Origin of the sequence: Kitasatospora sp. NBC_00315, assembly GCF_041435095.1 — a bacterium.
Lineage (GTDB): Bacteria > Actinomycetota > Actinomycetes > Streptomycetales > Streptomycetaceae > Kitasatospora.
This window is the reverse complement of record NZ_CP108025.1, coordinates 7,687,447-7,700,329: the sequence shown is the minus strand read 5'-3', so window position 1 is coordinate 7,700,329 and position 12,883 is coordinate 7,687,447. Positions and strand designations below refer to the sequence as shown.

Annotated in this window: 13 protein-coding genes; 6 read left to right on the top strand and 7 right to left on the bottom strand. The window is 71.9% G+C overall.

Going from position 1 to position 12,883, the window contains the following annotated elements; genetic code table 11:
- Positions 1-9: 9 nt before the first annotated feature.
- Together OG823_RS31905 and OG823_RS31900 are read right to left on the bottom strand one after the other, a co-directional pair.
- Positions 10-576: an OsmC family protein gene (locus tag OG823_RS31905; RefSeq protein WP_371483692.1), complete on the bottom strand. Its 567-nt coding sequence runs from the start codon at positions 574-576 to the stop codon at positions 10-12.
- Positions 573-878: a GNAT family N-acetyltransferase gene (locus OG823_RS31900; protein WP_371483691.1), complete on the bottom strand. Its 306-nt coding sequence runs from the start codon at positions 876-878 to the stop codon at positions 573-575. Before OG823_RS31900 ends, OG823_RS31905 begins: the two co-directional genes overlap by 4 nt.
- A 107-nt stretch (positions 879-985) precedes the next feature.
- On the opposite strand from OG823_RS31900, the gene OG823_RS31895 reads away from it, so the two are divergent.
- On the top strand, positions 986-1,636 hold the full coding sequence (locus OG823_RS31895) for a TMEM175 family protein (protein WP_371483690.1): 651 nt from the start codon (positions 986-988) through the stop codon (positions 1,634-1,636).
- Positions 1,637-1,675: 39 nt separating this feature from the next.
- Here OG823_RS31895 and OG823_RS31890 read toward each other — a convergent pair whose 3' ends face one another.
- Complete coding sequence (locus OG823_RS31890; RefSeq protein WP_371483688.1) at positions 1,676-2,569, bottom strand: LysR family transcriptional regulator; 894 nt, start codon at positions 2,567-2,569, stop codon at positions 1,676-1,678.
- A 72-nt stretch (positions 2,570-2,641) separates the two neighbouring features.
- On the opposite strand from OG823_RS31890, the gene OG823_RS31885 reads away from it, so the two are divergent.
- Positions 2,642-3,055, top strand: a complete 414-nt coding sequence (locus OG823_RS31885; RefSeq protein WP_371483687.1) for a RidA family protein — start codon at positions 2,642-2,644, stop codon at positions 3,053-3,055.
- Between the two features lie 115 nt (positions 3,056-3,170).
- Positions 3,171-3,569 carry a DUF4440 domain-containing protein gene (locus tag OG823_RS31880; protein WP_371483686.1) on the top strand — a complete coding sequence of 133 codons (399 nt, stop codon included), beginning with the start codon at positions 3,171-3,173 and terminating at the stop codon, positions 3,567-3,569.
- Positions 3,570-3,811: 242 nt separating this feature from the next.
- Here the strand turns inward: OG823_RS31880 and OG823_RS31875 are convergent, their stop codons facing one another.
- Both OG823_RS31875 and OG823_RS31870 read right to left on the bottom strand, forming a co-directional pair.
- Positions 3,812-5,257: a glyceraldehyde-3-phosphate dehydrogenase gene (locus OG823_RS31875; protein ID WP_371483685.1), complete on the bottom strand. Its 1,446-nt coding sequence runs from the start codon at positions 5,255-5,257 to the stop codon at positions 3,812-3,814.
- 159 nt (positions 5,258-5,416) lie between these two features.
- Positions 5,417-7,384: an amino acid transporter gene (locus OG823_RS31870; protein WP_371483684.1), complete on the bottom strand. Its 1,968-nt coding sequence runs from the start codon at positions 7,382-7,384 to the stop codon at positions 5,417-5,419.
- 322 nt (positions 7,385-7,706) lie between these two features.
- Here OG823_RS31870 and OG823_RS31865 point away from each other — a divergent pair, with 322 nt between their 5' ends.
- Both OG823_RS31865 and OG823_RS31860 read left to right on the top strand, forming a co-directional pair.
- Positions 7,707-8,054, top strand: coding sequence for a GntR family transcriptional regulator (locus tag OG823_RS31865; protein WP_371483683.1), 348 nt, complete (start codon positions 7,707-7,709; stop codon positions 8,052-8,054).
- A complete protein-coding gene (locus tag OG823_RS31860; RefSeq protein WP_371483681.1) occupies positions 8,051-9,025 on the top strand; it encodes a DUF1648 domain-containing protein in 975 nt (324 codons plus the stop codon). The genes OG823_RS31865 and OG823_RS31860 overlap by 4 nt, the downstream gene beginning before the upstream one ends.
- Positions 9,026-9,227: 202 nt before the next feature.
- On the opposite strand, the gene OG823_RS31855 is transcribed toward OG823_RS31860, so the two are convergent.
- The gene (locus OG823_RS31855) at positions 9,228-10,202 is read right to left on the bottom strand and encodes a glycoside hydrolase family 11 protein (protein ID WP_371483679.1); all 975 of its coding nucleotides are present in this window, start codon (positions 10,200-10,202) and stop codon (positions 9,228-9,230) included.
- 1,113 nt (positions 10,203-11,315) lie between these two features.
- Between OG823_RS31855 and OG823_RS31850 the strand changes: the two genes are divergently transcribed.
- Positions 11,316-12,068, top strand: a complete 753-nt coding sequence (locus OG823_RS31850) for a hypothetical protein (RefSeq protein ID WP_371483678.1) — start codon at positions 11,316-11,318, stop codon at positions 12,066-12,068.
- An 84-nt stretch (positions 12,069-12,152) separates the two neighbouring features.
- On the opposite strand, the gene OG823_RS31845 is transcribed toward OG823_RS31850, so the two are convergent.
- On the bottom strand, positions 12,153-12,863 hold the full coding sequence (locus tag OG823_RS31845) for a TetR/AcrR family transcriptional regulator (protein WP_371483677.1): 711 nt from the start codon (positions 12,861-12,863) through the stop codon (positions 12,153-12,155).
- Positions 12,864-12,883 lie beyond the last annotated feature (20 nt).

Below are 12,883 nucleotides of genomic sequence, written 5' to 3'. Positions count from 1 at the left end.
CCCGCGCCTTCAGGACGCCGGGTGCGCGTCGACCGCCACGACCGGCGTGCCGGCGGTGACCGCGCGGGTGACGGGGGTCCGTTCCGCGATGTCGAGCAGCCGGGCGCGCTGGGCCTCGTCCAGGTCGCCGATCAGGTCGATCCGCCGTGTGATGCGCACGGCCTTGTCGGCGCCCTTCTCGTAGCCGAGGTGCACCCGGACGGTCCGCAGCGGCCACGCCTTGCGCTGCGCGTACATCCGCAGGGTGATCGCGGTGCAGGAGCCGAGCGCGGACAGCAGCAGGCCGACCGGCGTGGTGGCGGTGTCGGCGCCCCCGCTCGCCTCCGGCTCGTCGGCGGCCAGCCGGTGCCGACCGGAGCGGATGTCCACCCGGTAGTCGTCGGCCGTGCTGGTCACGACGGCGGCCGCCGCCCGGACGAACCCGCCGGCGGGCGCGCCGGAGGCGGAGGCGGGGGGCACGCCGGGTGCGGCGGGTGCGGCGGGTGCGGCGGCCGCGCCGGGGCCCCTGGGAGCGATCGCCTCGGCGGGACCGGCGGCGCCGGCGCCCGGGGCGCGTTCCACCGGTGCGGGGCTCACAGGCCGAACCGTGCGCGGTGGGTCTCGGGCACCAGGTCGACGTAGTCCGGGTGCTTGGTGATCCACCCCCGGATGAAGGGGCAGTACGGGAGCACCGCGAGCCCCTGGCGCCGGGCGTCGTCGAGGGCCGCGCGGGCCAGCTCGCCGGCCAGGCCGCGTCCGGCGAATCCCGGATCGATCTCGGTGTGGATGAAGGCGAGTTCTCCCTCGTGGCGGTGATACTCGGCGAACCCGGCGAGCTCGCCGTCTTCGGTGATCTCGTATCGCGATCGGTCAGGGCTGTCCGTCACGCTGGTCGTCATCGTTCCTCCTGCTGCCGGTCGGGGCGAGCCTGTTCGGGGTCGAGCACGTTCGGGGTCGAGCCTGGTGTAATTTATCATTCAACCAAAACCGGATCAAGGAGATGCACATGTCCGAGGAGCACGGCCTCCCCCGCCGGTTCAGCCGTTCGGAGACCGCCCGCGCGGAGGCGTTCAGCGACGGCGTGTTCGCGATCGCGGTAACCATCCTCGTGCTCGGCCTCACCGATCCGCCGCACCGGCCCGGCGGTCTGGGACGAGCCCTGCTTCGCCAGTGGCCGGCCTACCTCGGCTATCTGGCCTCCTTCAGCTACGTGGCGGTGATCTGGCTGAACCATCATCAGGCCTTCGTGCGGATCCGCGCGACGGATCGCGGTCTGCACGCCGCCAACCTGCTCCTGCTCTTCACCACGGCCGCGCTCGCCTTTCCCACCCTGGTGCTCTCCGAAGCGCTGCAGAGCGATGTCTCCGGCCCCGACGCACGGGTGGCCGTCGCCCTGTACGCCGGGATCGCGGCCGCCATGTGCGGCAGCTGGATCGTGCTCTACCGACACCTCGCCCGGCACCCGGAACTGCTCGACCAGGCCGTGGAACCCACCTACGTCGCCCACGGACGGCTCCGCTCCTGGGCCGGGGCGGTGGCCTACCTGGTCGCCGGGGCGGTCGGCGTCCTGGTGTCACCGATCATCGCGCTCACCGTCTTCATCGCACTGCCCGTCTTCTACTTCGTCACCAGCGAGGGCCTGCCCGTCCGCACCTGACGCCGTGCCCGCGCGACACCGAGGCACCGAGACGCCGGCTCAGGACGCACCGCGGACGGTCTCCAGGAATCGGGAGACCAGGGGGTTCCGGTCGTCGTGGCGCCAGGCCATCGCCACCGTGGTGCGCGCGGTGTTCGGCTCGATCCGGCGGTAGGCGACACCCGTGAGGCGGATCCGGCGAATGCTCGCCGGGGCGAGCGAGACCCCGAGTCCCGCCTCGACCAGCGCGCAGACCGTCTGCCACTCCACCGCCTGCTGGCCCAGGCGGGGTTCGAATCCCGCGTCGTGGCACAGGTCGAGGATGCGGCTGTGGACAGTCGGTCCGGCACTGCGCGGCAGCAGCACGAGCGGCTCGTCCGCCAGCGCCTCGACGGGGACGACACGTCGGGCCGCGAGGGGATGGGCGGCCGGCAGGACGACGACGAACTCCTCGGAGAGGATCGTCTCCGTGCTCAGCCCCGGCTCGTCCGGCGGCTCCCGGAGAAGCCCGATGTCGATCACGTGCTCTCGCAGGGCGGTCACCTGCGGCGCCGTGGTCATCTCGCGGATCTCCAGGTCCACACCGGGACACCGGTCTCGATGGGCACTCAGGAGGCCCGGCAGGAGGGTCAGCGCCAGCGACGCGGAGAAACCGATCCGGATGCGACCGGCCGCACCGCTGCCGACGCGCCGTGCCGCGTCCAGGCCGACGGCGACCTCGTCGAGCGCGCGCAGAGCGGCCGGCAGGAGTTCGTTCCCGGCCGGGGTGAGGGCGACCCGGCCGGGCCCTCGGGTGAACAGCGGGTGTCCCACCTTCACCTCCAGCCGGCGGATCTGCTGACTGAGCGGCGGCTGCGCGATGCCGAGCCGCTCCGCCGCCCGTCCGAAGTGGAGTTCCTCGGCGAGCACCGTGAAGGCGTGAAGTTGCTGGAGTCCGAGCTCCGGGCGATCCATACCGACAGGGATATCACGTGACACCTGTCTGAGTATTGGACATATCACCGCTGGCTGCCTACCTTTCGCCGCATGACAGAGCGACGCACGATCTTGAGCGGCTCCACCTTCGAGGAGGAGATCGGCTACGCCCGAGCGGTGGTCGACGGCGACTGGGTGCACGTGTCCGGGACGACCGGATTCGATTACGCGGCCATGACCATCTCGGACGACGTGATCGAGCAGGCCGAGCAGTGCCTGCGCAACGTCGAAGCGGCACTGGTCGAGGCAGGGTGCACGTTCGCCGATGTGGTACGGGTCAGATACCTGCTGCCCGACCGCGAGGACTTCCAGCCGTGCTGGCCCACCCTTCGCCGTTGCTTCGGCGACATCCGCCCGGCCGCGACGATGCTCGTGTGCGGCCTGGCCGATCCCCGCATGAAGATCGAGATCGAGGTGTATGCCCGTCGGACCGCAGAGCCGGGCCCCGCGCCCGCCGTTGACTGACCGGCCGGGCGGACACCCGGCCGGAGAGCCCCAGGACGCCGGGGACGCCGGGGACGCCGGGACGGCCGCCCGGTGGCTACGGCGCCCGGCGCCGCTCCGGTGCTACCGTCGCGCCATGTCCAAGACCGAGATCGACCTGGTCACCGCCGAGTTCTTCGGCGCCTTCGACAACCGGGGCGGCCGGACCCCCGACCTGGCCAGGATCCGCCGGCTGATGATTCCGGCCGGCCTGATCGTCCGGACCGGCCCCGAGTTCGCCGTCTACACGGTCGACGCGTTCATCGAGCCTCGTCTGCGGCTGCTGACCGACGGCCGGCTGGCCGAGTTCTCCGAGTGGGAGACCTCGGAGCGGACCGAGATCGCGGGCGACATCGCGTCGCGGGTCGGCGAGTACCGCAAATCCGGTGTCCTGGACGGCGAGCCGTTCGAAGGCGGCGGGACCAAGAGCATCCAGTTCGTCCGTACCCCGGACGGCTGGCGGATCGCGGCCTTCGCCTGGTTCGACCGGCCCTGACCGCAGCCGCACACCACCTGGCCGGAGCGGCCCGGCCGACCCGGGCCCGGTGGCCGGTGGCCGGTGGCCGGTGGGACGACGACCGGAATCCGGCCCGGATCGATCGCCGCACCGGCACGGCACCCGCCCACCGGACCGCCGGCCCACCACCGCTTCCCACCGGACCGCCAGAACGTCGGACCGTCAGAGCGTCAGAAGATCGGACGGGTGGCGCCGGGCCGGGCCGGACGAACCGCCGGGCCTCAGAGCGCCGGCGTCGGGTACGTCGGGTACTCCACCCCGGAGACGTGCTGGACGACGCGGATCACCTGGCACGAGTACCCGAACTCGTTGTCGTACCAGAGGTAGAGGATCGCGTTGTCGCCCTCGACCTTGGTGGCACCGGCATCGACGATCGAGGCGTGGCGCGAGCCGATGAAGTCGCTCGACACCGCGTCGGGAGCGCTGATGAAGTCGATCTGGCGCTTGAGCGGCGAGGTCAGCGACACGTTGCGGAGGTGGTCGAGGACCTCCTCGCGGGTGGTCCCGCGCGCGAGCTGCAGATTGAGGATAGCGATCGAGACGTCCGGCACCGGGACGCGGATCGAGCTGCCGGTGATCGTCGCCTTCAGGTCGGGCAGCGCCTTGGCGACGGCGGAGGCGGCTCCGGTCTCGGTGATGACCATGTTCAGGGCCGCCGAGCGGCCGCGCCGGTCGGAGTCGTGGTAGTTGTCCAGCAGGTTCTGGTCGTTGGTGTACGAGTGGACCGTCTCCACGTGGCCGCGCAGGACGCCGTACTCGTCCGCCATCGCCTTCAGCGGCGGGACGATCGCGTTGGTGGTGCACGACGCGCAGGAGAGGATCTGCTCGTCGGGCTTGATCGTGTCGTGGTTGACGCCGTGGACGATGTTCGGGACGTCGCCCTTGCCAGGTGCGGTCAGCACCACCTTGGCGATGCCGGGCCGGAGGTGCTTCGACAGGCCCTCGCGGTCGCGCCACCGGCCGGTGTTGTCGATCAGGATGGCGTCGTCGATGCCGTAGGCGGTGTAGTCCACCGAGGTCGGGTCGTTGGAGTAGATCACCGCGATCTCGGTGCCGTTGGCGATGATCCTGCTGTTCGCCTCGTCCACCGTGATCGTGCCCTGGAACTGGCCGTGGATGGAGTCACGGCGCAGCAGCGAGGCGCGCTTGACGAGATCCTCGTCGCCGCCGCTGCGCACGACGATGGCGCGCAGCCGCAGGCCGTTGCCCGAGCCGGCCTTCTCGATCAGCAGGCGGGCGAGGAGCCGGCCGATGCGGCCGAAGCCGTACAGGACGACGTCGCGCGGCTCGCGGCGGTCGAGCTTGTTGGCACCGGTGGCACCGGCGACCGCCTCGGCGGTGAACTCCTCCACCGAGAGCCCGCGGCCGTCGGCCCCGTAGGTCGCGGCGAGCATCCCGATGTCGATCTGGGAGGGGCCGAGGTCCAGCGCGGCGAGCGCGTGCAGGAACGGCAGCGTCTCGGTGACGGAGAGCTCCTCGCCGGCTATCTGGCGGGCGAAGCGGTGGGTCTTGAGGATGCTGACCACCGACTTGTTGACCAGCGAGCGGCTGTGCACCAGGACGGTGACGTCCCGCTCCCGGTTCAGTCGCCCGATGATCGGGATCATCGACTCCGCGATCTCCTCGCGGTTCTTCCAGTTCGTGAACACGTCTTCGTTGACAGTCACAGGTCCATCTTTCGAGCTAGGCGATGCGCACACACATGCTAGCTTTGGCCCCTTTTGCCGATGCGGGCGGCCCCGGCCGCGCCCCACCCGCAAGCCCCACCCGCAAGCCCCGCCCGAAGCCCCGCCCGAAGCCCCGCCCGGGGGCGCCGCGTCGGCCGGTCAGCCGACGTGCACCCGGGGCCGTCGGGCGCGGTCGGACTCGGCCTCCCGGAGGACCTCGCGGGTGACCGGGGCGACCTCGCCCTGACCGAACAGGAAGAAGCGCAGGAACTGCGCGAAGGGATTGCCCTCGGTCCACTCGAAGTAGATGTGGGGCTGCTGCCCGGTCGCGTCCCGGATGTACAGCAGCAGCGCCGCGAGGGCGTTGGGGATGCTGGAGTGCTCCAGCGTCAGGACGCGGTAGCGGTCGTGCAGCACCTCGCCGTGGACGGTCAGCTCCGCCTCGAAGTCGGACGGATCCCGGACGGTGACCTCCACGAACACCAGGTCGTCCTCGGCCGGGATGTCGTTGTCCGTCCGGATCTGGTGGAGCTTGTCCCGGTACTCCGCCAGGTCGCGGCCGTTGGGCTGATTGGCGATCAGCCGGATCGTCCGGTTCGAGCAGTCCCGCACGAAGCGGGCCGCGACCGGGTCCAGGACCACGTCGGTGACGCGGAGCTCGAAGGCCCGGGCGAGCCGGGAGGCCAAGGAGACCAGCACGATCGCGGCGATGAAGCAGGCACCGATCTTCACACCGTCGGGCCGCTCGGCGATGTTGTCGCCGGTGGTGTAGACGAACACCGCCGCGATGACCGCGAAGCCCACGGTCCAGCCGCGCTGGCCGGCCTTGTGCGCGGCGATGGTCACCGCGATGGCGGCCGAGGTGATCAGGACCAGGACGCCGGTGGCGTAGGCACCGCCCTGCTCGTCGACGCTGGCGTCGAAGATCCAGGTGATCAGGAAGGCGACCCCGGTGAGCACCAGCACCATCGGGCGCACGGCTCGCGCCCAGTGCGGCGCCATGCCGTAGCGCGGCAGGTACCGGGGCAGCAGGTTGAGCAGGCCGGCCATCGCCGAGGCCCCGGCGAACCAGAGGATGGCGATGGTGGAGGCGTCGTAGACGGTACCGAACGCGCCGCCCACGTACTTGTGGGCCAGGTAGGCCAGGGCGCGGCCGTTGGCCGCGCCACCGGGCTCGAACGCCGCCGCAGGGATGAGCAGGGTCGTGATGAAGCTGCTGGTGATCAGGAACACGCTCATGATCAAGGCGGCGGTGGTGAGCAGTTTGCGGGTGCCCCGGATCCGCCCGGCCGGCCGCTCCTCGGTGTCGCCCTCGTCCCCCTCGATGTGCGGCATGACCGCCACCCCGGTCTCGAAACCGGACAGGCCCAGGGCGAGTTTCGGGAAGACCAGCAGGGCCACCCCGACCATGGCCACCACGTTGCCGTGCTCGGCGGTCAGCGCGTTGGTCCAGTCCGTGATCAGCTGCGGTTCGGTCAGCACGTGGTAGAGCCCGACCGCGACCACCACCACGTTCAGCGCGAGGTAGACCGCCACCAGGACCACGGCCACGCCGATCGCCTCGCTGAAGCCCTTGAGGAACACCGCCCCGAGCAGGGCCACCAGGATCATGGTGATCAGCACCTGGCGGCCGTGCAGCGCGCCGGTCAGGTGGGGGTTCTCCACCAGGTGCGCGGTGGCGTCGGCCGCGGAGAGGGTGATGGTGATCACGAAGTCGGTGGCGGCGAAGCCGAGCAGGGCCAGCACGAACAGTTTCCCCTGCCAGAACGACAGCAGGCGCTCCAGCATGGCGATCGATCCCTGCCCGTGCGGGCTCTCCTGGGCCACCCTCCGGTAGACCGGCAGCGCCCCGCACAGGGTGACGATCACCAGCACGATGGTCGCCACCGGCGAAAGCAGCCCGGCCGCCAGCGCCGCGATACCCGGCTGGTAGCCCAGGGTGGAGAAGTAGTCCAGACCGGTCAGGCACATCACCCGCCACCAGCGCTGCCTCTGCTCCGCGGGGGCCTCGGCGTGCGGGCCGGGGTGCTGCTTGACCCGGTCCGACGCGCCCTCCAGCAACCACGCCCGCAACCGCCGGCGCGCCGAGGACGAGGGAGCACCAGCGTCCGAAGCCGAGGTCACCACCGTGCACTCCCGTCGAGCCGCCGGACAGCCTGACCGCCCGAGCAGCGGCCGGCTCAGCGTATGTGACCGGCCGCTCGCCGGCCGGTCGCGCCGGGCCGATGTCGCCCCATCGGTCCAGACGGGCGCCGGCCGGAACGGGTGGGGGGCCGCTCGGAACGGCTGGGGGCACGGCCGACGCGGTCGGGGCGCCGCCCGGTGCGGTCGGGGATGGGTCGGGACCGGCCGGTCCCGCTGCGCGGTGGCCTCTCCGTGGCGGCCCTCCCCCGGCGCCACCGGCGGCCCCCTCCCGCCTGGCGACAATGGTGCTATCGTCATTAGCACCATGCTGCTGAGACTGGACACCGCAGACACCCGTCCCCTGCACGAGCAGGTGGCGGGGGCGATCCGACGCGCGATCGCCGAAGGCGAATGCGGACCGGGCGACCGGCTGCCGCCCGCGCGGGACCTCTCCGGGGCCCTCGGCGTCAACAGCAACACCGTCCTGCGCGGCCTTCGCACACTGCGCGACGAAGGGGTGCTGGAGTTCCGCCGGGGTCGCGGGATCACCGTCGCGGCCGACGCGGACCACCGGTCCGACCTGCTGGACCGGGCACGCCGGCTGATCGCCGACGCCGCCCGCGCCGGCTACGACAAGGCGGATCTCATCGAAATGATCAGGGGGATGTCGTGAACGACGGGGAACAGCGGAGCAGGATCCGCTCATGGGGGGCGCTGACCTGGTCGGCAGGGGTTCTCGTCCTGCTGCCGGCTCTGCCGTGGTGTGCCCGCAACCGGCTGCCGGAGCCGCTCGCCACCCACTGGAGCGGCGGCACACCCGACAGCTCGATGCCGCTCTGGGCGGCGGCGCTGCTCCCCACGCTGATCTGGGGGCTCCTGGTGGCGGCCGCCACCGTCCTGCGCCGGCGCGGGGGGCTGCGGTCGAGGGCCCGGGCGGGGGCCGCGACGGCGTTCGGCGGCGTCCTCCTGACCGGCGCTCAGGCCTCGCTCGTGCACGCCAACCTGGACCGCTCCGACTGGCGCGAGGCCGGACCGGTCGGCGCGGTCGTGCTGCTCGTCCTGGCGGCCGCGACGGCCGCGGGCCTGCTCGGCCACCTGGTCGGCCGCCGGGGCGCCACCGGACCGGCGCCGCGCCCGCCGGCGGACGGCCCGACGCTCGACCTCCCCGAGGGCGAGCAGGTGGTCTGGCTCTCCCGCACGGTCAACCCCTGGCTCAACCTGCTCGCCGCCGTGACGGGCCTGGCCGCCGCGACAGCCGTCCTCGCGGCGGCCGGCGGCCTGATCGGGACGCCGTGGACGCTGGTCACCGCTCTCGCGATCACCTCGGTGGTCGTCCTCGGCTGCTCCTCGGTGCAGGCCCGGGTGACCGAGCGGGGTCTGGACGTCGCCTTCGGCCCGGTCGGCCTGCCCGTCCGGCACTGGCCGCTCGACGAGGTCGAGTCCGCGCGCGCCGAGGACCGCACACCCGCCCAGGCCGGCGGCTGGGGCTGCCGGCTGGACGCCCGGGGCACGACCGTGATGCTCCGGCGGGGCGCGTGCCTGGTCGTCCGCTCCCGCACGGGCACCGAATTCGCCGTCAGTGTCGACGACGCCGAACGGGGCGCGGCCCTGCTCAACGCGCTGACCGCACGCCGGGCCGTCTGACCTCCGGTCAGGCGTGCGCCCGGGAGGCACACTCGTGCTTCCCGGGCGCACGCCCTGGCGCGCGGCGAACGGACGCCGGCTCGGTACCCGATGGTGCGATGTGACACGTGCGATCTGACACGTGCGATGTGACACGTGCGATGTGACGGCGCGGCGTCAGGAACGCGGCGCCAGAGGAACGGCGCTACCCCGTCCTCTCCGGTCAGCTCGCGCTGCAGGAGACCGTCGGCCAGGTCGTGGAACCGTTGGTCTGGACCGTCACGCCGAAGTTGTTGCCGCTGCCGTTCGGGGTGGCGGTCAGCACCTGGCTGCTGGGGTAGCTCGCGTTGATGTTCCAGGTGGAGAGGATCTTCTCCGGGGACGGGACGTTCATCGTCACGGTCCACTTGGTGGAGCCGCTGACCGCGACGTTGAGGTTGTAGCGGTCGCTCCAGCTCTGGCCGGCCGAGAGCGTCGCGGTGCAGCCGCCGGTGCCGGTCGAACCGCCACCGGAGGTGCCGCCGTCGGCCACCGTGATGTTGGAGTTCCCACTGCTCTGGTAGCCCTCGGTGGCGAGGATCATGTAGTTGAAACTGCCCATGTTCATCCCGTACTTGGCCCACGCGTCGAAGTGGTTGCCGGTGGTGATGGTGCCACCGGTGCGCTTCGACTGGCGGACGCTCCAGTACTGGTTGAACGTCTTGGTGCCCTCGATGGACGGGGCGTTGACCCGGGTCGTCTCGTAGATGTCGTAGGTGCCGCCGTCGGTGGTGACGGTGCCCTTGTAGGTGCCCGTGGGCCGGTAGGTGCCCCAGTTGTCGACGATGTAGTACTCCACGAGCGGGCTCGTCGTCCATCCGTAGAGGGACAGGTACGCGTTGCCGGACGGGTTGAAGCTGCCCGAGTAGTTCACGCTCCTGCGACCACCGGTGCTCCAGCCCTTGCCGGCGACGAAGTTGCCGGTGTTGCTCCACGACGTGCTGTAGGCGCCGGCGGCTCCGAGGCCCATGGAGGTCGAGCCGCCCCCGTCGGTCCAGAACGAGTAGTAGTAGCCGTTGTTGGTTCCGGTCTGGTTCGAGGTGACAGTCGTGTCGGCGTGCGCGGTGCCGGGCACCAGCAGCACCGCCGCGACCAGCGCGATGAGCAGCCTGACGCGGCTGCCCGTGCGGCCCTTCCATCGGGTGGGGGTGTTGTTCATGGGCCTGCTTCCTCCTGGTGAAGGCGGGTGGGGAGGGTGGGGAGGGTGGGCGGCGTGGGACGGACCGACGGGGCCGGCGGCGGCCGGGTGAGGCCGGCCGCCGCGGCCGTGACCGCGGCTCGGCGCGTTCAACGCGGCCTGGGTGGACCGGTCGTGCTGCGATCGAGGTCCGGAGACCGGGTCCTGACGGTGACGGACCCGGATCTCCGCTCTCCGGCCCGGGACACGCCTCTGTGGCGCGTCCGGATGGGTGGTTGGGTGGGTGGGCCGGTGGAGAGTCGCCTGCGGTTCGGGAGGCTTCGATCGCTGGACAGTATGTGCCCGGCTCGGAACGAGGGTCAATGACTCTGTTTCCGAAAGTTCGCCGAGATTTTTGCCTTCTCAGCTCGAAACATTTCGAAGGCAGGTCCAATCCAGCAGTTGACCGTCCAGCAAAGCCTGCACCGGGTCTTGACGCGACATCAGCACGACCCTACGGTTCGCGAGACGACCGCGATTACGGACGAAACTTTCGAAGAGGAAGGACGGCCGATCCGTGCGGCCCCACCCGTACTCGGGAGGATCGACGTCGAAACGGCGCCCGGCACGACACAGTGGCGCCGGTCGCGGATCCGCGATCGACGCCACTGAAGTGACGACCGGTCAGGCTTTGCGGCGGCGTCCGCCCTGGTGTCGCCGAACTGCGCCGAGATCACCGCACCGTTGCAGACGTGGTAGTGGGCGTAGGAGCGCAGTCGGCGGACATGACGCGGGTGACCGTCCCGGACGGCTCCACCGTCGTGCGGGCCACCGGCCGGTACCGAAGGACCGCCGATCCGGGCGGTGCCGCACGGGCGGACGCGGCGACAGGTCGCGCGGGCAGGCCCTCGCGGCCGGTGGCGCCGAGGACCGGAGGCACGCCACGTGCCGCGGACCGCCACCGCGCCCACCGGCGGCGTCGACGAGCGGGCCGGCGTGGCCGGCCGTTTGCCGCGCGGCAACCGGCGCGCCGCCAACCCCGCTATTGTTCAGTGGATTTGAACCCTCCCGGCCAGGTGCAGATCGTCGACGCGGCAACCCGACGCCGCATCGGGGGCCGGCCGGGGAGGACAACTGCCGTCCGGGGAGGGCGTCGTGAACGCTGGGGTCTGGATACTGCTGCTCGTCGTGGTCGCGGCCGCCGTGGTCGGCCTGCGGTTCTACCGCTACCCGGGCAGTTGGAGGCACGTGTTCGCGCCCGAGCACGACGACGCGCGCCGCGACCTCGGCACCGCACGGGACACCCTGCGCGGCCTGGAGCGGACCGCGCGGAAGGAACTCAGCCGCGCGAAGGCCACCGTCGAGTCCGCCGCCGCGGCCCACCGGCGCCGGGTGCGCCGGGCCGAGGAGCACCTCGACACCCTGCGCAACCCCGGCCGCGGCGGACACCGGTCCGAGCTCGGCGCCCTCTCCCTCCACGAGCACGTCCTCGCCGTGCACACCGACGCCCTGAGCGCGGACCTCCCCCTGCACGAGATCGCCCTCCGCTCCGACCACTCCCCGACCGCCGGGCACGTGTACCTGGTCGCCCCGGACGGGAAGCAGCATCTGCTGACCTACCCCGTCGAGGAGGTCGCCGAGGAGGACGTCCGTCGCTTCGTCGTCGATGTCCACAACGCCATCGCGTCCGCCAAGACACTCGCCCGGGAGCGTCCCGCCCTCATCCGGCAGGCCGCGGCGGAGCTCCGGAGCACGAAGACCGACACCGCCGAGCAGGAGGAGGCGCGACTGCGACTCGACGCGGTCACCGCCCGCCAGCGCGCCGACACCCGCATCCCCGAAGCTCGGCGGGACCTCGACGCCGCACACGACCGCTGGCACCTCCTCACCGGACGACGACCCCGCTGACCACTCCCCCGGCCCCGCCCGGTGGGGCCGCGAGCACGGCTGTCGCCGTCTCTCCTGCGGCCGCCCGCGGTTCGCGGGCGGCTCTCAGGCGGCGCCGCCCGGCAGCAGGCGGACGGCGGCGGCGTCCAGCAGCAGCTCCAGTGCGGCGGGGTAGCCGCTCCCGCGCATGTCGGCGGCCAGGAGACGGGCGGTGGCGGCGATGTTGGGGTGGCTGTCGGGAGACAGTCGCGCGTAGCGGGAGTGCCAGACCTCGCCGTCGGCCGCCCGGGCCTCCTGCGGCAGCGCCAGCGTGGCGGCGTCGAGGGCCGCGAAGGCGAGCGCCTGGTCGACGAAGGCGTGGTAGATCCGTACCGCCTCGGGATCGGGAAAGCCCGCCGAGCGCAGAATGCCCAGGATCGTCTCGACCACCCGCATCTCGTTGCCGCGCCCGGTGGTCCGGTGCGCGGCGAGCAGCGCGACCTGGGGGTGCGCCGCGTAGCAGGCGTGGATCCGCGTGCCGAGGTCGGACAGGTCGGTCCGCCAGTCGCCGGTGGGCCGCCACTCACGCTGGACCCGGCCGATCATCTCCTCCGCGACGGCGAGCAGCAGGTCGTCGGTGCTGTGGAAGTAGCGGTAGATCGCGCTCGGGTCGGCGCCCAGCGCGGCGCCCAGGCGCCGCACGGTCAACGCCTGCGCACCGTGCTGTCCGATCAGGCGCAGCGCCGTCTCCACGATGATCGACTCCGTCAGCACCGTGCCCTGCTTGGTGGGCCTTCTGCGCCGCCGCTCCGTCTCGGGAACCACTCGTTCGGTCATGCCCGCACCTTATGACAACG